The sequence below is a fragment of the Mycobacterium sp. 94-17 genome, from assembly GCF_035617725.1.
Classification (GTDB): domain Bacteria; phylum Actinomycetota; class Actinomycetes; order Mycobacteriales; family Mycobacteriaceae; genus Mycobacterium.
Window position 1 is genome coordinate 50,361 of the sequence record NZ_JAPIYN010000007.1, and the last position, 21,615, is coordinate 71,975.

The 21,615-nt window shown below is 68.6% G+C and carries 21 protein-coding genes and 1 tRNA gene; 11 read left to right on the forward strand and 11 right to left on the reverse strand.

The genetic code is table 11. The features are described from left to right. Window position 1: 1 nt before the first annotated feature. The 4 genes from cysE to OQ789_RS10480 all read left to right on the forward strand — a co-directional run bounded on the left by cysE (window position 2) and on the right by OQ789_RS10480 (window position 4,525). On the forward strand, window positions 2–685 hold the full coding sequence (gene cysE, locus OQ789_RS10465) for a serine O-acetyltransferase (protein WP_324685518.1): 684 nt from the start codon (window positions 2–4) through the stop codon (window positions 683–685). A 221-nt stretch (window positions 686–906) separates the two neighbouring features. Then, window positions 907–2,028, forward strand: coding sequence for an LLM class flavin-dependent oxidoreductase (locus OQ789_RS10470; RefSeq protein WP_324685519.1), 1,122 nt, complete (start codon window positions 907–909; stop codon window positions 2,026–2,028). After that, on the forward strand, window positions 2,025–3,146 hold the full coding sequence (locus tag OQ789_RS10475) for an LLM class flavin-dependent oxidoreductase (protein ID WP_324685520.1): 1,122 nt from the start codon (window positions 2,025–2,027) through the stop codon (window positions 3,144–3,146). The genes OQ789_RS10470 and OQ789_RS10475 overlap by 4 nt, the downstream gene beginning before the upstream one ends. Beyond that, window positions 3,143–4,525, forward strand: a complete 1,383-nt coding sequence (locus OQ789_RS10480) for an NtaA/DmoA family FMN-dependent monooxygenase (RefSeq protein WP_324685521.1) — start codon at window positions 3,143–3,145, stop codon at window positions 4,523–4,525. The genes OQ789_RS10475 and OQ789_RS10480 overlap by 4 nt, the downstream gene beginning before the upstream one ends. Before the next feature lie 16 nt (window positions 4,526–4,541). Here the strand turns inward: OQ789_RS10480 and OQ789_RS10485 are convergent, their stop codons facing one another. Beyond that, a complete protein-coding gene (locus OQ789_RS10485; RefSeq protein WP_420716085.1) occupies window positions 4,542–4,910 on the reverse strand; it encodes a DoxX family protein in 369 nt (122 codons plus the stop codon). A 105-nt stretch (window positions 4,911–5,015) separates the two neighbouring features. Here OQ789_RS10485 and OQ789_RS10490 point away from each other — a divergent pair, with 105 nt between their 5' ends. Further along, the gene (locus OQ789_RS10490; RefSeq protein WP_324685525.1) at window positions 5,016–5,378 is read left to right on the forward strand and encodes a helix-turn-helix domain-containing protein; all 363 of its coding nucleotides are present in this window, start codon (window positions 5,016–5,018) and stop codon (window positions 5,376–5,378) included. An 11-nt stretch (window positions 5,379–5,389) separates the two neighbouring features. On the opposite strand, the gene OQ789_RS10495 is transcribed toward OQ789_RS10490, so the two are convergent. After that, window positions 5,390–5,462 (reverse strand) — tRNA-Asn (locus OQ789_RS10495). A gap of 134 nt (window positions 5,463–5,596) precedes the next feature. On the opposite strand from OQ789_RS10495, the gene OQ789_RS10500 reads away from it, so the two are divergent. Next, the gene (locus tag OQ789_RS10500; RefSeq protein WP_324685774.1) at window positions 5,597–5,875 is read left to right on the forward strand and encodes a hypothetical protein; all 279 of its coding nucleotides are present in this window, start codon (window positions 5,597–5,599) and stop codon (window positions 5,873–5,875) included. On the opposite strand, the gene dnaG is transcribed toward OQ789_RS10500, so the two are convergent. The 3 genes from dnaG to OQ789_RS10515 form a co-directional block, all read right to left on the reverse strand. Then, complete coding sequence (gene dnaG / locus OQ789_RS10505; RefSeq protein WP_324685526.1) at window positions 5,859–7,793, reverse strand: DNA primase; 1,935 nt, start codon at window positions 7,791–7,793, stop codon at window positions 5,859–5,861. The genes OQ789_RS10500 and dnaG overlap by 17 nt on opposite strands. 29 nt (window positions 7,794–7,822) lie before the next feature. Beyond that, a complete protein-coding gene (gene sodC, locus OQ789_RS10510; protein WP_324685527.1) occupies window positions 7,823–8,440 on the reverse strand; it encodes a superoxide dismutase[Cu-Zn] in 618 nt (205 codons plus the stop codon). Window positions 8,441–8,507: 67 nt separating this feature from the next. After that, window positions 8,508–9,773 (reverse strand): deoxyguanosinetriphosphate triphosphohydrolase, encoded by a 1,266-nt coding sequence (locus OQ789_RS10515; protein ID WP_324685529.1) that lies wholly within the window; start codon window positions 9,771–9,773, stop codon window positions 8,508–8,510. Between the two features lie 88 nt (window positions 9,774–9,861). Between OQ789_RS10515 and OQ789_RS10520 the strand changes: the two genes are divergently transcribed. Next, window positions 9,862–11,850: a TPM domain-containing protein gene (locus tag OQ789_RS10520; protein WP_324685531.1), complete on the forward strand. Its 1,989-nt coding sequence runs from the start codon at window positions 9,862–9,864 to the stop codon at window positions 11,848–11,850. Window positions 11,851–11,895: 45 nt separating this feature from the next. Here the strand turns inward: OQ789_RS10520 and OQ789_RS25970 are convergent, their stop codons facing one another. The 3 genes from OQ789_RS25970 to OQ789_RS10535 all read right to left on the reverse strand — a co-directional run bounded on the left by OQ789_RS25970 (window position 11,896) and on the right by OQ789_RS10535 (window position 15,289). After that, window positions 11,896–12,174 carry a hypothetical protein gene (locus OQ789_RS25970; protein ID WP_420716086.1) on the reverse strand — a complete coding sequence of 93 codons (279 nt, stop codon included), beginning with the start codon at window positions 12,172–12,174 and terminating at the stop codon, window positions 11,896–11,898. A 288-nt stretch (window positions 12,175–12,462) separates the two neighbouring features. Beyond that, a complete protein-coding gene (locus OQ789_RS10530; protein ID WP_324685776.1) occupies window positions 12,463–13,692 on the reverse strand; it encodes a PPE family protein in 1,230 nt (409 codons plus the stop codon). Between the two features lie 205 nt (window positions 13,693–13,897). Further along, window positions 13,898–15,289, reverse strand: coding sequence for a glycine--tRNA ligase (locus tag OQ789_RS10535; protein ID WP_324685778.1), 1,392 nt, complete (start codon window positions 15,287–15,289; stop codon window positions 13,898–13,900). A gap of 221 nt (window positions 15,290–15,510) precedes the next feature. On the opposite strand from OQ789_RS10535, the gene OQ789_RS10540 reads away from it, so the two are divergent. Both OQ789_RS10540 and OQ789_RS10545 read left to right on the forward strand, forming a co-directional pair. Then, window positions 15,511–15,906 carry an ArsR/SmtB family transcription factor gene (locus OQ789_RS10540; RefSeq protein ID WP_420716087.1) on the forward strand — a complete coding sequence of 132 codons (396 nt, stop codon included), beginning with the start codon at window positions 15,511–15,513 and terminating at the stop codon, window positions 15,904–15,906. After that, window positions 15,903–16,298: a Fur family transcriptional regulator gene (locus OQ789_RS10545; protein WP_324685533.1), complete on the forward strand. Its 396-nt coding sequence runs from the start codon at window positions 15,903–15,905 to the stop codon at window positions 16,296–16,298. The genes OQ789_RS10540 and OQ789_RS10545 overlap by 4 nt, the downstream gene beginning before the upstream one ends. A gap of 4 nt (window positions 16,299–16,302) precedes the next feature. Here OQ789_RS10545 and OQ789_RS10550 read toward each other — a convergent pair whose 3' ends face one another. The 3 genes from OQ789_RS10550 to recO are packed head-to-tail and all read right to left on the reverse strand — an operon-like array spanning window position 16,303 to window position 18,438. Next, window positions 16,303–16,731: a hypothetical protein gene (locus OQ789_RS10550; protein WP_324685535.1), complete on the reverse strand. Its 429-nt coding sequence runs from the start codon at window positions 16,729–16,731 to the stop codon at window positions 16,303–16,305. Continuing rightward, window positions 16,731–17,648 carry a decaprenyl diphosphate synthase gene (locus OQ789_RS10555; protein WP_324685537.1) on the reverse strand — a complete coding sequence of 306 codons (918 nt, stop codon included), beginning with the start codon at window positions 17,646–17,648 and terminating at the stop codon, window positions 16,731–16,733. Before OQ789_RS10555 ends, OQ789_RS10550 begins: the two co-directional genes overlap by 1 nt. Next, window positions 17,641–18,438 (reverse strand): DNA repair protein RecO, encoded by a 798-nt coding sequence (gene recO, locus OQ789_RS10560; RefSeq protein ID WP_324685539.1) that lies wholly within the window; start codon window positions 18,436–18,438, stop codon window positions 17,641–17,643. The genes OQ789_RS10555 and recO overlap by 8 nt, the downstream gene beginning before the upstream one ends. 61 nt (window positions 18,439–18,499) lie before the next feature. On the opposite strand from recO, the gene OQ789_RS10565 reads away from it, so the two are divergent. Both OQ789_RS10565 and OQ789_RS10570 read left to right on the forward strand, forming a co-directional pair. Beyond that, window positions 18,500–19,981, forward strand: a complete 1,482-nt coding sequence (locus OQ789_RS10565) for an amidase (protein ID WP_324685541.1) — start codon at window positions 18,500–18,502, stop codon at window positions 19,979–19,981. A gap of 67 nt (window positions 19,982–20,048) precedes the next feature. Further along, window positions 20,049–21,530 carry an ornithine decarboxylase gene (locus tag OQ789_RS10570; protein WP_324685543.1) on the forward strand — a complete coding sequence of 494 codons (1,482 nt, stop codon included), beginning with the start codon at window positions 20,049–20,051 and terminating at the stop codon, window positions 21,528–21,530. Window positions 21,531–21,615: the final 85 nt, after the last annotated feature.

A 21,615-nucleotide genomic window follows, 5' to 3' on the forward strand; every position in this document is an offset into this window, starting at 1 on the left:
CATGCTCGAAGCCATACGTCGTGACATACGGGCGGCCCGGGAGCGCGATCCGGCCGCTCCGAGCACGTTGCAGGTGATCTTCGCCTACCCGGGCGTGCACGCCATCTGGGGCCACCGCATCAACCACTGGCTGTGGCGGCGCGGCGCCAAGCTGGCCGCGCGGATCACCGCCGAGATCACCCGGATCCTGACCGGCGTCGAGATCCACCCCGGTGCCGCCCTGGGTCCCGGCCTGTTCATCGACCACGCCACCGGTGTGGTGATCGGGGAGACCGCGGAGGTCGGCGAGGACGTGACCCTCTACCACGGCGTCACCCTCGGGGGCAGCGGCAGGGACACCGGGAAACGCCATCCGACCATCGGTGATCGGGTGACCATCGGCGCCGGAGCGAAGATCCTGGGCGCGATCAAAATCGGTGACGACAGCCGCATCGGCGCCAACGCCGTTGTGGTCAAAGAGGTTCCGTCGAGCTCGGTGGTCATCGGAGTGCCCGGACAGGTCATCAGCCGCAGCCGTCCCGGCAGCCCCGACGACTCGATGATGCCCGACCTCGTCGGCGTCAGCCTGCAGTCGCTGCTGACCCGGGTAACCAGACTCGAGGCCCAGGCGGACGGCGCCCAGACCAATCACGTCATCAGGCCGCCCGAAGCCGGCGTCTGGCACGGTGAGGATTTCTCGATCTGAGCGCACCGGGCGAAAGACCGTGGAGCGCAGCTGAACACGCGTCGATCGCCGGAATTCGCCACGCTGCACCAAACCCCTGATCGCCGCCTGCCGCGGGCGTGAGCTTGACGAAGTATTACTCACACTGAACTTAACCCAACTACGGAATGCATTGTCGCGCGCAGCGTTGCACAGTGGGTTATGACCTCCACGCGCGACGGCGACACCCCCGGGGGCAGCCCATGACCGAACTGCATCTGGCGGTGGGCCTGGATGGCTACGGGTGGCACCCCCAGGCGTGGCGGTACGCGGTCGCGCACAATGCGACCGGCGGCGGCCAGCTCAGCGGTCGGTATTGGGCCGCGCTCGCGGCCACCGCCGAGCGTGGGCTACTGGATTTTCTGACGATCGACGACAGCCTGGCCGCGCAGCCCGGGCGCCGGGCTGCGATATCGCCGCAGCGCCTGGCGGGACGCGCCGATGCCACCCTGGTGGCCGCCCGCATCGCGCCGGTCACCCGGCACATCGGCCTGATCCCCGTTGCCACGGTCACGCACACCGAGCCGTTCCACGTGTCGAAAGCAATTGCGACGCTTGACTATATCTCGCACGGCCGGGCGGGCTGGCAGGTACGAGTGAGCCCGACGGCACACGAAGCAGCGCTGTTCGGCCGGCGGTCGGCCCCCGCCGGTGTGGAACTGTTCGACGAAGCGGCCGACGCCGTCGAGGTGGTGCGCCGCCTCTGGGACAGCTGGGAGGACACCGCCGTCATCCGCGATGTCGCGACCGGCCGCTACATCGACCGCGACAAGCTGCATTACATCGACTTCGCCGGAAAGTTCTTCTCCGTCAAGGGGCCCTCGATCACCCCGCGACCGCCGCAGGGCCAGCCGGTGGTGGCGGCGCTGGCACACACCCCGGCGGTCGTCGAATTCGCCGCCGCCAGCGCCGACCTGGCCTTCGTCACCCCGCACGACGAGGGATCGCTGCGTGCGATCCTGGCTCAGGTCGGCCGGGCGCGCCGCGCCGCGGGCCGCCAGATCTCGGTCTACGCGGACCTGGTGGTGTCGCTGGCCGAGGACCCGTTGGCGCCCCCGGCCGACTTGTCCTCCGATGCGCACGTATTCGTCGGCCGCTCAAGCGATCTGGTGGAGCTCCTATTGGCTTGGCAGGATGCCGGGGTCGACGGGGTGCGGCTGCGGCCCGCGGTCAACGCCATCGACCTGCCCGCCATCGTCGACGACCTGGTGCCGCGACTGCAGCGCGCCGGCCGATTCCGCGCCGGCTACCGCGACGGCGAAACGCTGCGCGAACGCCTGGGCCTGGCAGCCGCGCGGAACCGCTACGCGACGGTGCCGTCATGACCGTCACTCCCCTGTCGATCCTCGACCTCGCCCCCATCAGCGCCGGCAGCGACGCCGCGACGGCGCTGCGCAACACCATCGACCTGGCCCGGCACGCGGAACGCTGGGGCTACCGGCGGTACTGGCTCGCCGAGCACCACTTCGTCGCGGTGGCCAGCTCGTCACCGGTGACGCTGATTGGCCAAATTGCGGCGGCCACAACGCGAATCCACGTCGGGTCGGCCGCGGTGCAGGTCGGCCACACGACGCCGATCGCCGTGGTGGAAAATTTCGGCATTCTCGACGCGCTCTATCCCGGCCGCATCGACATGGGGCTGGGCCGATCCGGGCAGCGGCGCCACGAGGCCGCCGCGTCGCCTCCGCAGCCGTCCCACCGCGCGCCGGCACCGTGGCGGGAGGTGGCCGGCGTCGTCATCCCCACGCCCTTCGACCAGACGCCGCTGATGGCAAGCGACCGGTTCCGGGCCCAGGCGTCGGTGCTCGCCCCACCGTGCGCGCAGCCCGCGGACTTCGCCGAACAGCTGGCCGACATCGAAGCGTTGCTGGACGGCACCTACACCGTCGACGGCCACCGACTGCACGCCGTTCCGGGCGAGCACACCCAGTTGACGCCGTGGATCTTCGGCAGCACCAAGGGCCAAAGCGCCGAGGTCGCCGGCGCGCGCGGGCTCCCGTTCGTCGCGAGCTACCACATCACCCCCGGCACCGCGATCGACGCGATCACCGCATACCGCAATGCATTTCGCCCGTCGGAGCGGCTGTCCGAGCCGTATGTGGTGGTGTCGGCCGACGTTGTGGTCGCCGAAGACAGCGCGACCGCACGCCACCTCGCCTCCGGTTACGGTCGCTGGGTGCATTCCATCCGCAGCGGCCACGGCGCCATCCCCTACCCGGATCCCGACCTCTGCCCGCCCCTGACCGAGGAACAGCAGGCGCTAGTGGCCGACCGCACCGCAACACAATTCGTCGGCAACCCCGACGAGGTCGCCGACCGGCTCGAACTGCTGCGCCGGGTCACCGACGCGGACGAGCTGGTGATCACCTCGGTGACGCATCGGCAGGCCGACCGGCTGCGCTCGCACGAACTGATCGCCAAGCGATGGGGATTGACCGGATGAACGCTCGACAAGCATTCCGAAAGCAGATCCATCTGGGGGCGCACTTCCCCGGCGTGAACAACACCACGGTGTGGTCGGATCCGGGCGCGGGCAGCCAGATCGCATTCGAATCGTTTGTGCACCTTGCCAAGTCGGCCGAACGGGGATTGTTCGACTTCTTCTTCCTGGCCGAAGGCCTGCGGCTGCGTGAGCATCGCGGCAAGATTCACGACCTCGACGTCGTCGGCAGGCCCGACACCTTCACGGTGCTGGCCGCGCTCGCCGCGGTCACCGACCGCCTCGGCCTCGCCGGCACCATCAACACCACGTTCAACGAACCCTACGAGGTGGCAAGGCAATTCGCCTCGCTGGACCACCTGTCCGACGGCCGTTCGGCCTGGAACATGGTCACCTCCTCCGACGCGTTCACCGGGGCGAACTTTCGCCGCGGCGGATTCCTCGCCCACGCCGACCGCTACCGCAGGGCCGAGGAATTCATCACCGTCGCGCGGCGATTCTGGGACAGCTGGGCGCCGGGGGCCGTCGTCGCCGACGTCGACGCCGGGGTCTACGTCGATCCGGCCCGCATCGCCCACGTCGAACACGACGGCCCGCACTTCGACGTCCGCGGCGTGGCCTCGCTGCCCGCCGGGCCGCAGGGCCACCCGGTGCTGCTGCAGGCCGGTGACTCCGACGACGGACGCGACTTCGGCGCCAAGCACGCCGATGCGCTGTTCACGCTGCACGGCTCGCTCGAGGCGGGCCGGCGCTACTACGCCGACGTGAAGGGCCGCGCCGCGGCCTACGGGCGGGATCCGAATCAGCTCAAGGTGCTGCCCGGCGCGACGTTCGCACTCGGTGACACTCCCGCCGAGGCCCAGGACAACGCCCGCCGCATCCGCGAGCAGCAGGTCAGCGGCCCGACCGCGATCGCGTTCCTCGAACAGGTGTGGGGCACCGACCTTTCCGCCTACGACCCCGACGGGCCCCTGCCCGACGTCGAGCCCGTCGAGAACCCGAGCATCACCCGGGGACGGGTGCGGCACGGCGACCCCAAGACCGTCGCCGCAACCTGGCGGGCCCGGGCCGCGGCCGAAAACCTGTCGATCCGCGAGCTGATCATCGAGGTGACCAGCCGCCAGCAGTTCGTCGGGACCCCGGGGCAGGTGGCCGAGGAGATCGATCGCTACGTGCAGTCGGATGCCTCCGACGGTTTCATCCTGGTGCCGCACCTGACGCCGCATGGGCTCGACGAATTCGTCGACAAGGTAGTGCCCCTGCTGCAGGAGCGCGGCAGCTTCCGCACCGAATACCGCGGCACGACGCTCCGTGAGCATCTGGGCCTGTTACCGGCGCCGGGTTGGGCGGGCAGTCCGCCGGGTGTCGCGATCGGCGGATGACCCTGGTCGAGAGGGCTCAGCGCACGAATCGACCGAGCGCGACGAAGGCCGCCAGCAGCAGCAGAATCACGTTGACCGGCAACGGTTGTCGCTCGTTGCGGGTCAGATGCACACGCAGCGCGCCCATCTGCACGATGACCAGGCCGACCGCGGCGATCGGGGTCAGGACGCGGGCGATGCCGGTTGCCTGCGGCAGGATCACGCCGAGCGCGCCGAGGATCTCCACGGCGCCGACGGCCTTGACCTCCGCATCCGAGTGGTCCTTCATCCAGTCGAGCCGGCCCGATGCCACGAGCCGTTCGCGCGGCCGAACGACCTTGAGCCCGCCCGCGGCGAGATAGACGAAGGCCAGCAGGCCCTGCCCGGCCCAGAGTGCGATGTTCACGGCAATCCCCAATCGTTACTATTTGTGCGTAGCCACATCGTGCGTCAGCGCTGGGGCGGCGACAAAAGGCACATCGATGTATGCATCCAGCAAAGAGGCGTTGATATGACGGAGATCACACGCAAGGTGCCGCGGATACCCGAGGGCGGTGCGGTGCGCGAGGTCCTCGACCGCATCGGCGATAAATGGAGCCTGCTGGTGATCGGCACCCTGCGCGACGGGCCGATGCGGTTCGGCAGTCTGGTGGCGGCGGTGGAAGGCATCTCGCAGCGGATGCTCACCCTGACGCTGAAGCGCCTGGTCGAGGACGGCCTGGTGCACCGCACGGCCTACGCCGAGGTGCCACCGCGGGTCGAATACGAATTGACCAAGCTGGGACGGACGTTGCTGCCGCTGGTGATCTCGCTGGCGCAGTGGGCCATGGCGCACCACGAGGAGATCAACGCCAACCGCGCCGCACGGGAGTGAGCGCACCGCTGCTCCCCCGGGTGGACTCGAACCACCAACCCTTCGGTTAACAGCCGAATGCTCTGCCAATTGAGCTACAGGGGACTAACCCGATTCGCGGGACGACTCTAGCGTACTGGCACGACCGCACCCAACTGGCGCGGACCACCGCCGCTCCCGCCGCACGCACCCCCGCCCGGTGAGGCAGGATGGAGCCATCGATAGTCGGGAGGAACGTTTTGATCCGGTATGTCGTGGTGCTTGGACTGGGTTACGTGCTGGGCTCGAAGGCCGGGCGTCGCCGCTACGAGCAGCTCGTCGGCACGTATCGCGCGCTGACTGGCAGTCCGGTGGCCAAGTCGATGATCGAGGGTGGACGCCGTAAGGTCGCCAATCGGATCTCACCCGACGCCGGTTTCGTCACGCTGGCGGAGATCGACGACCAGACGGCCGTCATGGAACGCGACGCCGAGGGTTCGGCGGACGACGCGCTCGCGCGGTCTACTCGCCGCCGCTAGCCTGCTCGAGCAGGCTGCGCCGGTAGGACTCCATCGCCACCAGGTCGCCGAAGAGGGCGTGATACTCGTCGCCCTGGTCGATCGGTGACATGCGTTGCAGCTTCGACTTCACCTCCGCGATCTGCCGCCCCATCCATACCTCTTGCAGCCGGGCCAGCACACCGCCGATGTAGCGCGGCAGTTTCTCCTCGTCGACCTGGATGGACTCCACACCCAGCTCGCTGGCCAGGCCGGCGGTCAGGGGCGAGGAGGCTCGGTCGCGCACCGCCTCGATCCACTGCGCCCCGGTGACCCCGCTCGACGTCCCGCCGGCGGTCTCGATGGCCGCCCGGACGGCCGCGTAGCCGGGATGGGTGAAGCTTTCGACGGTCAGCGTGTCGAACACCGGGCCCGCGAACGCCGGGTACTGCAGGGCCGCCTTGAGCGCCTCCCGTTGTGGCCACAAGGTGGGGTCGCGTGGGTCCGGACGGGCGACGGCCTCGGCCGACGCCTGCCGCTCCCCCCGCGGGTTGCCGGAAGCGCTGACCGCGGCGTTGGGCTTCTTGGCCTGGCCGCGCACCCGGCCGATGACCTGCGCGACGTCATCCCAGCCGACCCACCCGGCGAGCTGACGGGCATACTCGTCGCGCAGCGTGGGGTCCTTGATCTGGCTGACCATCGGCACGCAGCGGCGCAGCGCGGCGACGCGCCCCTCGGCGCTGTCCAGATCCATCTCGGCGAGCGCCGAGCGTATAGCGAACTCGAACAACGGCGTTCGCCGTGCCACCAGATCGCGCAGCGCGCCGTCGCCGGATTTCAGTCGCAGATCGCAGGGATCCATGCCGTCGGGCGCGACGGCCACAAAGGACTGCCCCGCCAGGTTCTGCTCGCCGCCGAATGCCTTGAGCGCCGCGGCCCGCCCGGCCGCGTCGCCGTCGAAAACATAGATCAGTTCGCCGCGAAAGAAACTGTCGTCCATCATCAGTCGGCGCAGCATCGACAGATGCTCGTCGCCGAAAGCGGTGCCGCACGAGGCGACCGCGGTGGTGACCCCGCTCAGATGCATCGCCATCACGTCGGTGTAGCCCTCGACGACGACCGCCTGGTGTCCCTTGGCGATGTCGCGTTTGGCCAAGTCGATGCCGAACATCACGTTCGACTTCTTGTACAGCAGCGTCTCGGGCGTATTGATGTACTTGGCTTCCATCGGGTCGTCGTCGAACAGCCGCCGGGCGCCGAAACCGATCACCTCGCCGGCCGAGCTCCGGATGGGCCACAGCAGGCGGCGGTGGAAGCGGTCCATCGGACCGCGCCGCCCCTGCCTGGACAGGCCGGCCGCTTCCAGTTCTTTGAACTCAAAACCCTTGCGCACCAAGTGTTTCGTCAACGAATCCCAGCCCGACGGCGCGAAGCCGCAACCGAAGCGCCGGGCCGCCTCGGCGTCGAAGTTCCGCTCGGACAGGTACTGGCGGGCCGGCGCCGCCTCGGCGGATTCCAGCGCCGCCGCATAGAACTCCGCCGCGGCCGCGTTGGCCGCGACGAGCCGGCTGCGACTACCGCGGTCGCGCTGCACGCTGGTGGCCGACCCGGAGTAGGTGATGGTGTGGCCGATCCGGTCGGCCAGCAGTTCGACGGCCTCGACGAAGCTGACGTGTTCGATCTTCTGGATGAACGCGTACACGTCGCCACCCTCACCGCAGCCGAAGCAGTGAAAGTGACCGTGGTTGGGGCGGACGTGAAACGACGGCGACTTCTCGTCGTGAAACGGACACAGGCCCTTGAGCGAATCCGCGCCCGCACGGCGCAATTGGACGTAATCGCCGATGACTTCGTCGATGCGCACCCGTTCGCGAATGGCCGCGATGTCGCGGTCGGGAATCCGGCCGCGACCCCGGGCACGGCCATCGCCCTCCGCGCGTGAACCTGCCGGGCTTGACATCGGCTCAGTCTAAGGCGCGACGGCCGGAGCTAGCCGGTACCGATGACACCGCAGGCGATCCGATCCATCGCGTTCGGCGTGTCCTGGGCGCCGTGCAGCATCAGCGCTGTCTTGTTGCCCGCCAGCAGGTCGTCCCGGGTGAACGAATCGGTGGTGGTGACCAGGTAGGCCGACCCGTCCTGGCGGACCTCGAGCGACGTCAGGTCGCCGCTTTCCGGCTTGCCGGTGTGGCCCGGGGCCTGGTAGTGACCGCCGGCGGACAAGAAGTTGCCGGGCGCACCGCCGGTGGGCGCCACCGAGTTCGGCTCGCACTTGCCGATCTCGTGCACGTGCAGGCCGTGGATGCCGGGCGCCACGATGCCCGGGGCGGCCGTCTTCACGGTGACGGTCACATAGCCGCCGGTGAAGTCGAACGTCGCGGTGGCCGCCGAGCGACCGTCGGGCGTCTTCAGTTCCGCGGTGAGCGCGCCGGCGGCGGGCGCCGGGGCCGTCGTCTCACCGGACGACGACGGGGCGGCACTCTTCACCGGAGGGGTGGTGCCCGGCTGGGTGCTCGCATGCTGCGGCGAACTGCAGGCGGTCATGGCGACGACAGGAAGTCCCATCAACAAGGAGGCCACAAACGGCGAGCCGCTGAATTTTTTCATGATCGGGAGCCTAGCCCGCGGCGGCCCCGCCGATTCCCGGACCGGACGACTTGCCGACCGTCGGCGGCTACGGCCCGGCCGAGCGGAGGTCGACCCGTTCGAGCCGGCCCTCGGTGTACGACGCGATCTGATCGACGATGACCCGCCACCGCCTCCCGTCGTCTGCCGCGGCGTTGAAGGCCGCGGCGAAGACCGGATCGAGCGTTCGGGGCGCCCCGGCGTACAGCCAGTGCGCCACCCGGTGGATGCGTTCCCGCTGTCCGGCCTGGGTTTCCTGATGCCGCGGATCGGACATGATGAATTGCAGCGCCAGGATTTTCAGCAGGGCGACCTCGGCACGCACCAGGTCGGGAACCGCCAGATCGGCCCGGTGGCGCACCAGCGGTCCGGGACCGGCCGCCGCGAGCGTGGTGGCGATGGCGGCCGAGGCGAACCTGCCGACCAACTCACTGGTCAGCCGCTTCAGCGCCACCGAGGCCGCGAGCGTGGCGTCGTACTTGCCGACGGCGGCGACCACCGGCAGCGCGCACAGCCGTCGCGCGGCGGCCATGAAGTCGTCGGCGCGCACCCGGGAAAACTCGGTCTCGCCCAGCTTGGCCAGCGCGGCGGCCTCGTCATCGTCGGCGAGCACCCGCAGGTCGATGCGCTGGGACACCACACCGTCCTCGACGTCGTGCACCGAATACGCCACATCGTCGGCCCAGTCCATGACTTGGGCTTCCAGGCACATCCGGCCCTCGGGTGCACCCGCCCGAACCCAGGCCGCCGGCTCGCGGTCTTCGTCGTAAAACCCGAACTTTCTCAGCCCTTCGCCGCGCGGCCACGGATACTTGGTGACCGCGTCCAGCGATGCGCGGGTCAGGTTCAGACCCGCGCTATTTCCTTGTGCGTCAAGGACTTTGGGCTCGAGGCTGGTGAGGATTCGAAAGTTCTGGGCATTGCCCTCGAAGCCGCCGTACTCCTTCGCCACCTCATCGAGCGCGTGTTCGCCGTTGTGGCCGTAGGGCGGGTGCCCGATGTCGTGGGCCAGCCCCGCCAGCTCGACCAGGTCGAGATCGCAGCCCAACCCGATCGCCATCCCCCGCCCGATCTGGGCGACCTCGAGCGAGTGCGTCAGCCGGGTCCGCGGCGTGTCACCTTCGCGTGGCCCGACCACCTGGGTCTTGTCGGCCAGCCGGCGCAGCGCGGCGCTGTGCAGAACCCGCGCGCGATCGCGGGCGAAGTCGCTGCGGTGCTGACCCCCGCTACCCGGCAAACCCGCAGTCTTCGGCGCTTCGGCCACCCGTCGCTCACGGTCGAAGTCGTCGTATGGGTCGCGCTGATTGCTGGTCACCGACGCACAGTCTGCCAGGGAACGCCCGCCGAAGTTCGGCTCGACTCAGGCCTACTGACATGTGCCGCGGCGAGGTTACATTGACCATATGCGCACCGCCCGCCTGATCTCCGTCATCGCGACGATCCTCACGGTCGGCCTGGGCAGTGGGTTGCTGCTGGCGCCGCGGGCCGGCGCGCAACCACCGTTGCGTTTGGCCGACTACATCACCGACGACGCGGGAGCGCTCTCGGGTTCCGGGCGCGCCGCGGTCGACTCCGCAATCAACAAGCTGTACAGCGACCGCCATGTCCGGCTGTGGGTGGTCTACGTCGACGACTTCTCCGGGCAGACCGCGACCGGATGGGCGCAAAGTACCCTGAGCGCCAGCAACCTGGGCGCCTACGACGCGCTGCTGGCCGTCGGCACGGCGAGCCGCGAGTACGCCTTCCTGGTGCCGTCCACGATCAGGGGCGTCAACGCAAGTCAGGTCGACACGTTGCGGCGCAACAAGATCGAGCCCGCACTGCACAACGGCGATTGGACCGGAGCCGCGGTGGCTGCGGCCAACGGCCTGGACACCTCACCGGGCTCGTCGGGCCGGGTGGCACTGTTGGCCGTGCTGGCGGGCATTCTCGCCGCACTCGCGATCCTGTTGCTGGTCATGCGTCATCGGCGCAGGCGCCGCCGCGCCGCGGCGCTGGCCGCCGCACGCGGCGTCGACCCCACCGACGCCGGCGCGCTGGCGGCGTTGGCGCCCCAGACGCTCGACGACCTGTCCCGCGAACTGGTGGTGGACGTCGACAACGCGATACGCACCAGCGCCAACGAACTGGACCTCGCGATCGCCGAATTCGGCGAAGACCGCACCCAGCCCTTCATCCAGGCCGTCGCCAACGCCAAAGCGACACTGTCCCAGGCATTCACGATCCGGCAACAACTCGACGACGCGATACCCGAGACGCCCGCGCAGCGCCGCGAGCTGCTCACCCGGGTGATCGTCTCGGCCGCGGACGCCGACCGCGAATTGGAGTCACAGAAGCAGGCATTCGAGCAGTTGCGCGATCTGGTGCTCAACGCCCCCACCCGCCTGGACTCGCTGACCCAGCAGTACGTGGAGCTCACCGCCCGCATCGAGCCTGCCGAACAGCGACTTGCCGAACTGCACCAGGACTTCAGCGCTGCCGCCCTGACGTCGGTGTCGGGCAATGTCACGACGGCCAAGGAGCGGCTCGCGTTCGCCGACCGCAACATCGGCAGCGCCCGCGACCTCGCCGCCCGCCCCGTCAGCGGGCAGCAGTCCCGTCTCGTGGACGCCGTGCGGACCGCCGAGTCCGCGCTGGGCCAGGCGCGCGCGTTGCTCGACGCGGTGGACAACGCGGCCGGGGACATTCGGCACGCCATCGACCAGCTGCCGTCGGCGATGTCCGACATCCAGAACGACATCGCGCGCGCAGACGAACTGCTGCAGAAGGCACCGAAAGTCAAAAGCGCGCACACCGCCGATCTGGGGGCGGTGCGCGACGCGGCCATCAGCGCCGTCGACAGCGCACGGGCCGGTGCCTCCGACGACCCGCTGGGCGAGTTCGGAAAGCTGACCAAGGCCGACGCCCGGCTCAACGGGCTATTGGCCACGCTGGAACAGGAACAGGCCGCCGCCGAACAGCTGAACCGCTCATTGGAGCAGGCGGTGTTCACCGCGCAGTCGCGGGTGCGTGCGGTGTCGGACTACATCGACACGCGCCGGGGCAGCGTCGGCCCCGAGGCGCGCACCCGGCTGGCCGAAGCCAGACGGCACCTGCAGGCCGCGCAGGACAAGCGCGCGACGCTGCCGACCGAGGCGATCGCCCACGCCAACGCGGCGTCCACGCTGGCGGCCACGGCGCAGTCCCTGGCCAACGATGACGTGCAACTGGCGCAGCGGACCTACCGCGGGCGCGGCGACAGTGACATGGGTGCGATGCTCGGCGGGATCATCATCGGCAACGTCCTCGGTTCGGGCATGGGCGGTGGATTCGGCGGCTGGAGCCCAACCTCGTTCGGCGGCAGCGCCGGTTCGTCCGGCGGCGGTTTCATGGGTGGCGGCGGCCGATTCTGAGCAGCGCCTGACGCGACGACGGCGCGACGGGATTCTTCTCCGGTCTCAACCGGCTGCGGGGGAATGCGGTATGACGCCCGGGGCCCGTGGCGCGGTGTTGCCGGTCGGCCCGCTCCGCTCGCCGTCTCCGGCCGGCGTCGGGCCGGAGCCCGCCTCGGGAGCTTCGCCGCTGACGTCCGGCTTCGGCGCCCAATGGTCGTAGTCGTCGGGCGGCACGACCACGCCCCACCTGAGTGGAACCGACAGGCCACCGAGTACGCCGGAGTCGCCGCGAACCGCCGACACCGTGTCAGCCGGCAGCGGCGGACCCAAAGGCAAAAGCACCGGTGCCCCCTTCCACAGCCGTCAGAGCATGCGGGCGCTGTGGCGAATTATTCACAGTCAATGACTCAGATCGTAAGACAATCCGAACGATATTTACGTAAAACCTACGGGAATTGCGGGTGTCCTTGTGCGCCCTGCATCGCGAGGTGAGCGGGCAGACGCTGACTGATTTTTACAAGATGCATTAGCATGAATTCCGCATCGCGCGACAACACTTTCCACCAAGCACAAGTTTTGGATTCCGGCGCATTTGCACAATGTGCACGTCTGTACCGGTAGCGCCGTGCGCTATCCCCGCCGGTTGCGCGGAACCACCTTGGGACGAGACCTCACCACCTGCGCCTTCGTCGCCCGGTCTTCGCCCTTGGGGTTCTTCTCGTCCACCGGCATCGCCGCCATCGGCACGCCACTACCCGTCGAGGCGGCGGCCGCCACGGCCGGCGCCGTAGAGCCCACGCCCGCCAGCGCCGGAGCGGAGAGGTAGCCGGGCACCGCCCCCTGCCACGCGGCGGGCACCGACATCGCCCCGACGAACCGCGCGCTGCCCAGGCCCGCTGTGGCAACGCCCAAGGCGCCCAACCCCCCACCGGCCAACGGCTGCAGGTCTGACAGCGTGCCGCCCGCGCTGTGTGGCGCAGCCATTGGCGCGCCGGTCGCACCGGCCAACGCCGGTGCCAGTGACGGCGCCGACGCGGGCGCTGCCGGGCCCGCGCTCTGGGCCAGCGTCGCCATGGGCGTCATCAATGCGGTGGCCGGATAGCTTCCGGCCTGCGCCACCGACGAGGCGGTGGCCACCGGCGCCGACGACAACAACGACGTCACCGACGAACCCGCCGGCGAAAGCGCCGACGACACCGACTGCAGCTGGGAGGCGAACGCTGTCGCCAGCGTGGACACACTTTGGAAGAATCCCGACGCAACGCCGGCGCTGGGTGCGGTCGCCGATCCGGCCACGTCCGCAGCACTCGCCGACGACGCGCTATCCCCCAGGGCCGCGGGCGGCACACTGAATTGCGGCAATGCCTGCGCCATCGATTGGGCCCCGGCGTGATAGCCCAACATCGCGGCCACATCGCGCGCCCACATCTCGACGTACTCGAGCTCGGTCTGTGCGATCGCCGCGGTGTTCACACCCAGAAAATTCGTCGCGATCAAGACCAGCAACCGCGCCCGATTCGCCAGCACCTCCGGCAGCGGCACCGTCGCCACCAAGGCGCCTTCGTAGGCCAGCGCCGCCATGCGGGCCTGCAGACCGGCCACCTCCGCCTGCGCCGCGGCGACGGTCAGCCATTCCACGTAGGGCACCGCGGCCACGGTCATCGACGTCGACGCCGGCCCCATCCAGGGGCCACCGGCCAGATCCGAGACCACCGTGTGAAACGACGACGCCGAGGACGACAGCTCAACCGCCAGGCCATCCCACGCCGAGGCGGCCGCGAACAGCGGTCCGGGCCCCGGCCCGCCGGATATCAGGGCCGAGTTGATCTCGGGAGGGAAGAACACAAACGCGGGAATCAAATGCAACCTCAACCGGCCGAACCAACGGCTCCTGACCCGAACGGCCACACCGTTTCGCGCGGCCTTTAGCGAACTTGTCGTGCCCCAGTGGGATCTTAAGGCACCCTCCCCCGAAAGGCCCAGTTTTAGCAAACCCCGTTTCGGCGGAATCCGGCGGCGGCGACGGCGCATCGGCCCTGTCAGGGGACGGGCCGCGCGCGGACGATCAACAACCCTTGAGGCGCACCGCCAGATACTCCGAGACGGCATCCATCGCGACCCGCTCCTGGGACATGTCGTCGCGCCGGCGCACCGTCACGGCGTTGTCCTCGAGCGAATCGAAATCCACCGTCACACAAAACGGTGTGCCGACTTCGTCCTGGCGCCGATAACGCCGCCCAATGGCACCGGCGTCGTCGAAATCGATATTCCAGAATTTGCGCAATTCGGCGGCCAGGTCCCGCGCCTTCGGGCTCAGGTCGGCGTGGCGGGACAACGGCAGCACCGCGCACTTGACCGGAGACAGGCGCGGGTCCAGGCGCAACACCGTGCGTCTTTCCATCTTGCCTTTGGCGTTCGGGGCTTCGTCCTCGGTGTAGGCGTCGATCAAAAACGCCATGAACGACCGCGTCAGGCCGGCGGCCGGTTCGATGACATACGGCGTGTACCGGGTGTCGGCGGCCTGGTCGTAGAACGACAGGTCGACGCCGGAATGCTTTGCGTGCGTGGACAAGTCGAAATCGGTACGGTTGGCGACACCTTCCAACTCGCCCCACGGGTTACCGGCGAAACCGAATTTGTACTCGATATCGACGGTGCGGTCGGAGTAGTGCGACAGCTTGTCGGCCGGATGCTCGAACAACCGCAGGTTCTCGGAGTCGATACCCAGGTCGACATACCACTGCAGGCGGGTGTCGATCCAATACTGATGCCATTTTTTCGCCGTCGACGGTTCGACGAAGAACTCCATTTCCATTTGTTCGAACTCGCGGGTCCGGAAAATGAAATTGCCCGGCGTGATCTCGTTGCGGAAACTCTTGCCGATCTGGCCGATACCGAATGGCGGCTTTTTGCGGGCGGTCGTCACCACGTTGGCAAAGTTGACGAAGATGCCCTGGGCGGTCTCGGGGCGCAGATAGTGCAGGCCCTCCTCGGTCTCGATCGGACCCAGGTAGGTCTTGAGCATCATGTTGAACTCGCGCGGCTCGGTCCACTGGCCCGGCTCGCCGGTCTCCGGGTCGCGGATGTCGGCCAGGCCATTGGGTGGTGGGTGGCCGTGTTTGGCTTCGTAGGCCTCGATGAGATGGTCGGCGCGATAGCGCTTGTGGGTGATCAACGACTCCACCAGCGGGTCGTGGAAGACCTCGACGTGGCCGGAGGCGACCCACACCTGCCGCGGCAGGATGATCGACGAGTCCAGGCCCACGACGTCGTCGCGACCGCTGACCACCGAGCGCCACCACTGCCGCTTGATGTTTTCCTTGAACTCCACTCCCAGCGGGCCGTAATCCCACGCCGATCGGGTGCCGCCGTAGATCTCCCCCGAGGGAAAGACGAAGCCGCGCCGTTTGGCCAGGTTCACTACGGTGTCGATGACGGACGCCACGGGGTGGTGCACTCCCTTTCCGGGTTCGGCGGGCACCCGCGGCGGTCAACCGCGGTGCGCAGAGCATCAGTCATGGTAGCGATCGACACCGACGCCTTTGACATGCGTCATCACGCATGTGACAGTGGACGGCAGCCGATAACGATATTCAGTTGCGGATGGTTTCCGCTCAACCTGGTACTCCCCGAGGTGATGCCGCTCCCATGATGACGTCCCCGTCAGCCTCTGCCTCGATGCCGGCCGCCGACGACGGCGAACCGGACCCCGCCGTGGTGGCCCACGACCACGACACCCACGGCACGGGCGGGCACTCGGGAGCCACCTACCCCGTCCCGCCGCCGCGGGACATCCTCGATGCCGCCGGCGAACTGTTGCGCGCGCTGGCCGCGCCCGTGCGCATCGCCATCGTGCTGCAGCTGCGCGAGTCCCAGCACTGCGTGCACGAGCTGGTGGATGCGCTCGGCGTGCCCCAGCCACTGGTCAGCCAGCATCTGAAGATTCTCAAAGCGGCCGGGGTGGTCACCGGGGAGCGATCCGGCCGCGAAGTGCTCTACCGGCTCGCCGATCATCACCTCGCGCACATCGTGGTGGACGCCGTCGCGCACGCCAGTGAGGAGCCGAGGCAATGACAGGAACCAGCGTGCGCTCCACCCGGCAGCGTGCGGCGATCTCCACGTTGCTGGAGACGCTCGATGAGTTCCGGTCGGCCCAGGAGCTGCACGACGAGCTGCGCCGCCGCGGCGAGAACATCGGCCTGACGACCGTCTACCGCACGCTGCAGTCGATGGCCGCGGCGGGGATGATCGACACGCTGCGCACCGACACGGGCGAGTCGGTCTACCGGAGGTGTTCCGAGCACCATCACCACCACCTGGTCTGCCGCAGCTGCGGCGCCACCATCGAGGTGGGCGATCACGAGGTCGAGGAGTGGGCGACCCAGGTGGCCGCCAAGCACGGTTTCTCCGACGTCAGCCACACCATCGAAATCTTCGGCACTTGTTCGGACTGTAAAGGCCGATAGCGGGTTACGCCGTCAGCGTCCGGCGTATCCCGGCACCGGTATCCAGCACCAGCAGGATCAGCGTGCGCAACGCGTCGTCGGTCAGGCCGCCGCCGGGAAAGTTGTAGCGCAGCATCACGTCGGCGGTCTTCGACGCACCCCTGCCCGAATTGCGTTGCACGGCTTTGTCGTTGATCTTCTCGATCAGGCTCACGCTGCCGAAGTTGTTGTCGCGGGCCTGCTTGACGACCTGCTCGGCGACCTTCTTGGTCAACGGCAGGTCCCACGCCAAGACCTGCGTGAGCGACACCAAATCGAGGCCCTCGGCGATGTTCACCACCCGCAACGAGGCGATGGTGCCGTCGTGACGCACCGTGACCGCGCCGTCGGCCTCCTTGTCGAGCGCGAGGACGTCGCCGAGTATCGACGCCAGCCGATCCTGCAGCGACGGCACTATGCGCTCCCGAATCTGCGGTTGCGGGAGGCGTATTCCTCACACGCCGCCCATAAATCGCGACGGTCGTAGTCGGGCCACAGCTTGTCCTGAAAGACGTATTCGGCGTACGCCGCCTGCCACAACATGAAATTGCTGGACCGGTGCTCCCCCGAGGTGCGCAGGAACAAGTCCACGTCGGGGATGTCGGGCCGCTGCAGATGATGCGACACTGTGGACTCGGTGATGCGCTCCGGGTCCAGCCGGCCTGCGGCCGCCAGGCGCGCGATTTCCTTTGTGGCCTGGGCTATTTCGGCACGGCCGCCATAGTTGACGCAGTAGTTCACGGTGATGACGTCATTGTCTTTGGTCATGTCCTCGGCGATCGCCAGTTCCTTGATCACGCTGCGCCACAACCGGGGCCGCGAACCCACCCAGCGGATCTTGACCCCGATCGCCTTCAGGTTTACCCGGCGCATGCGCACCACGTCGCGGTTGAACCCCATCAGGAAACGGACCTCCTCGGGAGAACGCTTCCAGTTCTCCGTGGAGAAGGCATACAGGCTGAGCCATTTGATACCGAGTTCAATTGCACCGCAAACGATGTCGATGACCACAGCCTCGCCCGCCTTGTGGCCGTCGGTGCGGGTCAGCCCCCGCTGGGTGGCCCATCGTCCGTTGCCGTCCATCACGATGGCCACATGATTGGGCAGCCGGTCGGCCTCGATCCTGGGCGGGGCGGCCTTGGAGGTGTGCTGCGGCGGCCGGCACGGGCCGCCGTCGGCGGACGGCGGCAGCTCCGGAAAGGCGACCGGCCAGGCCGACGTGTCGGGGAACACCGGATAGTCGTCGGGCGCGGGGGGCAGCTGCGGGAATTCGGTTGAGGCCGTGGCGCGTTCGGCCTGTCGACCGGGCCCGCCGGTCCAGAGCTTAGCCACAGTGCATATCCTGCCCGATCAGCGCTGCGCGCCGTTCGGCGATGGTGCGGTCGACGTGATATGTCCGTTCCACCAGCGGCAACGTCTTGAGCTGCCGCTCCAGATGCCATTGCAGGTGCGCGGCCACCAGGCCGCTGACGTGGTTGCGGTGTGATTGCGGCGTCTTTTCGGCGAAGTCCCAATCGCCGTCGTGCAGCGCGGCCATCAGATCCAGCACCCCCGGCGGCGGCGTCGTCGAACCGGCCGGGCGGCAGTGGGGACAGACGCTGCCGCCGGCTCCGACGTGGAACGCCCGATGCGGACCGGGCGTGGCGCAACGGGCGCACTCGCCGATCGCCGGCGCCCATCCGGCGATGCCCATCGCGCGCAGCAGGTAGGCGTCCAGCAGCAGGTCGCGGGACCGGCGACCGTCGGCCACCGCCCGCAACGCGCTCACCGTGAGCCTGTGCAGGGCCGGGGCGGGCGCCCGCTCCTCGCCGGCGAGGCGTTCGGCGGTTTCCAGCATGGCGCAGCCACAGGTGTACCGGCCGTAGTCGTTGACGATGTCGGTGGCGAACGCGTCGATGGCGACGACCTGGGTGACGATGTCGAGGTTGCGGCCGGGGTGCAGCTGGGCGTCGATGTACGCGAACGGCTCCAGCCGCGCACCGAATTTGCTGCGGGTCCGGCGCACGCCCTTGGCCACCGCGCGGACCAGCCCGTGATCCCGAGTCAGCAGGGTGACGATCCGGTCGGCTTCGCCGAGCTTGTGCTGGCGCAACACAACAGCTCGGTCTCGGTATAGCCGCATCACAATAGTTTTGCACCCCGCCGCGACATTCCGGGTATCCGCGCCGTTAGTCTCGTACCCCGTGATCGGCGCTTCTGCATCGGGTCCAGGGTCCCTTTCCGGATCCGGTAACCGGCTGCTGCCCACACTCACTGACCTGCTGTATCAGCTGGCCAGCCGGTCCGTGACGTCCACCACATTGGTGGGTCGATCCCTGCACGCCATCCACGCCAGCCAGCCCACGCTCAACGCCTTCCGGGTGGTGCTCACCGAATCGGCGCTGGCCGACGCGGCGGAGGCCGACCGGCGGCGCGCGGCCGGCGACACCGCCCCTCTGCTGGGCATCCCGATTGCCGTGAAGGACGACGTCGACGTCGCCGGGGTGCCCACCGCCTTCGGGACCGACGGGTCGGTCGCACCCGCGACGCACGACGCCGAGGTGGTGCGCCGCCTCAAGGCGGCGGGCGCGGTGATCGTCGGCAAGACGAACAGCTGCGAGCTCGGCCAATGGCCGTTCACCAGCGGGCCGGGTTTCGGGCATACCCGCAACCCCTGGTCGCGCAGGCACACCCCTGGCGGTTCGTCGGGCGGCAGCGCCGCGGCGGTGGCGGCCGGCCTGGTCAGCGCAGCTATCGGCTCCGACGGCGCGGGCAGCATCCGCATCCCGGCGGCGTGGACGCACCTGGTGGGCATCAAGCCGCAGCGTGGACGCATCTCGACCTGGCCGCTGCCGGAGGCGTTCAACGGCATCACGGTCAACGGCGTGCTGGCCCGCACCGTGGCCGACGCGGCGTTGGTGCTCGACGCCGCAGCCGGCAACGTCGAGGGCGACCGGCACCGGCCTCCCGCGGTCACCGCGTCGGACTACGTGGGCAAGGCGCCCGGCCCGCTGAACATCGCTTTGTCCACCCGCTTCCCGTTCACCGGTTTCCGGCCGAAGCTGCACCCGGAGATCCTGGCCGCAACGCGCGCCGTCGGCAAGCAACTCGAACTGCTCGGCCACACCGTGGTGCGCGGCAACCCGGACTACGGCATCCGGCTGTCCTGGGACTTCCTCGCCCGGTCCACCTCGGGCCTGCGTGAGTGGGAGGAGCGGCTGGGCGACGGCGTGGCGCTGGACCCCCGGACCCTGTCCAACCTGCGGGTGGGCGCCGTGCTGGGGCAAGCGATTTTGCGTGCCGCCCGGCGCCACGAAGAGGCGGACCAACGCCGCGTGGGCTCGATCTTCGACATCGTCGACGTCGTGCTGGCGCCGACCACCGCCCAGCCGCCGCCACTGGCGCGCGCCTTCGACCGGCTCGGGAGCTTCGGTACCGACCGCGCCATGATCGCCGCGTGCCCGTTGACCTTCCCGTGGAACGTCCTGGGCTGGCCGTCGATCAACGTGCCGGCCGGCTTCACCTCCGACGGCTTGCCGATCGGTGTGCAGCTCATGGGTCCGGAGAACAGCGAGGGCATGCTCGTTTCGCTGGCCGCTGAGCTGGAAGCCGTCTGCGGATGGGCGAGCAAACAACCCTTGGCGTGGTGGGACCAGACCACCGACGCCTCCGGGACCAACGGGTGACGTCTCGGCGCGCATATCGCGCCTCTTCGCCGCGAATCAGCCCCTGACAAGCGGGTACCCACGCGTCATGGACCAATCGGCCGCTCCTTTGCTCGACGCGCTGGCCGACTACCACAAGCAGAACCGCTACGGATTCACGCCGCCGGGCCACCGGCAGGGTCGCGGCGCCGATGAGCGGGTCCTGGGCGTGCTGGGCCACGAACCGTTTCTGGATGACGTACTGGCCAGCGGCGGCCTGGATGACCGTAGAACCAGCAACAAATATCTGAAACGGTCAGAGGACCTCATGGCCGATGCCGTAGGTGCCGACATCGCGTGGTTCTCGACGTGCGGCAGTTCGCTATCGGTGAAGGCGGCGATGATGGCCGTCGCCGGCGGCGACGGCAGCCTGCTGGTGGGCCGGGACAGCCACAAATCGATCGTCGCGGGTTTGATCTTCTCCGGTGTGCAGCCGCGGTGGATCACGCCTCGCTGGGACGCCGAGCATCACTTCTCCCATCCGCCCTCCCCGCAGCAGGTCGAAGAGGCGTGGGCGAAGCACACCGACGCGGCGGGAGCCCTGATCGTGAGCCCCAGCCCGTATGGCACCTGCGCCGACATCGCCGGCATCGCCGAGGTGTGCCATGCGCGCGGCAAGCCGTTGATCATCGACGAGGCCTGGGGGGCGCACCTGCCGTTCCATGAGGATCTGCCCACCTGGGCAATGGACGCGGGCGCCGACGTCTGCGTGGTCAGCGTGCACAAGATGGGCGCGGGTTTCGAGCAGGGGTCGGTGTTCCACGTGCAAGGCGACCTGATCGATCGGGACCGCCTGTCCGGCTGCGCCGACCTGCTGATGACCACCAGCCCCAACGTCTTGGTGTATGCGGCCATGGACGGATGGCGCAGGCAAATGGTGCAGCGTGGTCACGAAATGCTGGGTTCCGCACTCGATTTGGCGCGGCAGGTCCGTGCCGAGATCGAACTCATCCCCGACGTGGAGGTGCTCGACGACGAACTGCTGGGCGTGCAGGCCTCCCACGACCTGGACCGGATGCAGGTGCTGATCGACGTATCGGGCACCGGCACATCGGGTTACCAGGCCGCCGACTGGCTGCGCGCGCACGCGCACATTGACACCGGCATGAGCGATCACCGCCGGATTCTGGCCACCTTGTCCTTCGCCGACGATAAGGAAACCGTGGCACGTCTCACCGATGCCCTGCGGGCATGGCGAACCGCGGCCGACAGGTTCGAGCCGCCGCCGCGTATCGTGCTGCCCTCGCCTGCGGACCTGCAACTGGACACCGTCGAGTTGCCGCGCGACGCGTTCTTCGGGCAAGTCGAGGCGGTGCCTGCCCGGCGTGCCAGTGGCCGGATCGCGGCCGAACAGATCACGCCCTATCCTCCGGGCATTCCGGCCGTCGTCCCCGGGGAGCGCCTCAATGATGCTGTGCTGGACTATCTTTGCTCGGGCGTCAACGCCGGCATGAATCTTCCCGACGCGGCGGATCCGTCGTTGCAGACCATCCGGGTGCTGGCCGGCCGGGGCGACTCTGCGCATCAATAATCACATGGGCCACATGCGTAGCCTCTGCCTGGCATATGGTCCTTTCCAAGTGCGCTACTACCGGCGCTAGCACGCATGAAACTTG

What these genes read in the sequence shown, in the direction of transcription:
- cysE (WP_324685518.1), top strand. Translation starts at nt 2, where the DNA reads ATGCTCGAAGCCATACGTCGTGACATACGGGCGGCCCGGGAGCGCGAT.
- OQ789_RS10470 (WP_324685519.1), top strand. Translation starts at nt 907, where the DNA reads ATGACCGAACTGCATCTGGCGGTGGGCCTGGATGGCTACGGGTGGCAC.
- OQ789_RS10475 (WP_324685520.1), top strand. Translation starts at nt 2,025, where the DNA reads ATGACCGTCACTCCCCTGTCGATCCTCGACCTCGCCCCCATCAGCGCC.
- OQ789_RS10480 (WP_324685521.1), top strand. Translation starts at nt 3,143, where the DNA reads ATGAACGCTCGACAAGCATTCCGAAAGCAGATCCATCTGGGGGCGCAC.
- OQ789_RS10490 (WP_324685525.1), top strand. Translation starts at nt 5,016, where the DNA reads ATGACGGAGATCACACGCAAGGTGCCGCGGATACCCGAGGGCGGTGCG.
- dnaG (WP_324685526.1), bottom strand. Translation starts at nt 7,793, where the DNA reads ATGTCAAGCCCGGCAGGTTCACGCGCGGAGGGCGATGGCCGTGCCCGG.
- sodC (WP_324685527.1), bottom strand. Translation starts at nt 8,440, where the DNA reads ATGAAAAAATTCAGCGGCTCGCCGTTTGTGGCCTCCTTGTTGATGGGA.
- OQ789_RS10520 (WP_324685531.1), top strand. Translation starts at nt 9,862, where the DNA reads ATGCGCACCGCCCGCCTGATCTCCGTCATCGCGACGATCCTCACGGTC.
- OQ789_RS10540 (WP_420716087.1), top strand. Translation starts at nt 15,511, where the DNA reads ATGCCGGCCGCCGACGACGGCGAACCGGACCCCGCCGTGGTGGCCCAC.
- OQ789_RS10545 (WP_324685533.1), top strand. Translation starts at nt 15,903, where the DNA reads ATGACAGGAACCAGCGTGCGCTCCACCCGGCAGCGTGCGGCGATCTCC.
- recO (WP_324685539.1), bottom strand. Translation starts at nt 18,438, where the DNA reads ATGCGGCTATACCGAGACCGAGCTGTTGTGTTGCGCCAGCACAAGCTC.
- OQ789_RS10570 (WP_324685543.1), top strand. Translation starts at nt 20,049, where the DNA reads ATGGACCAATCGGCCGCTCCTTTGCTCGACGCGCTGGCCGACTACCAC.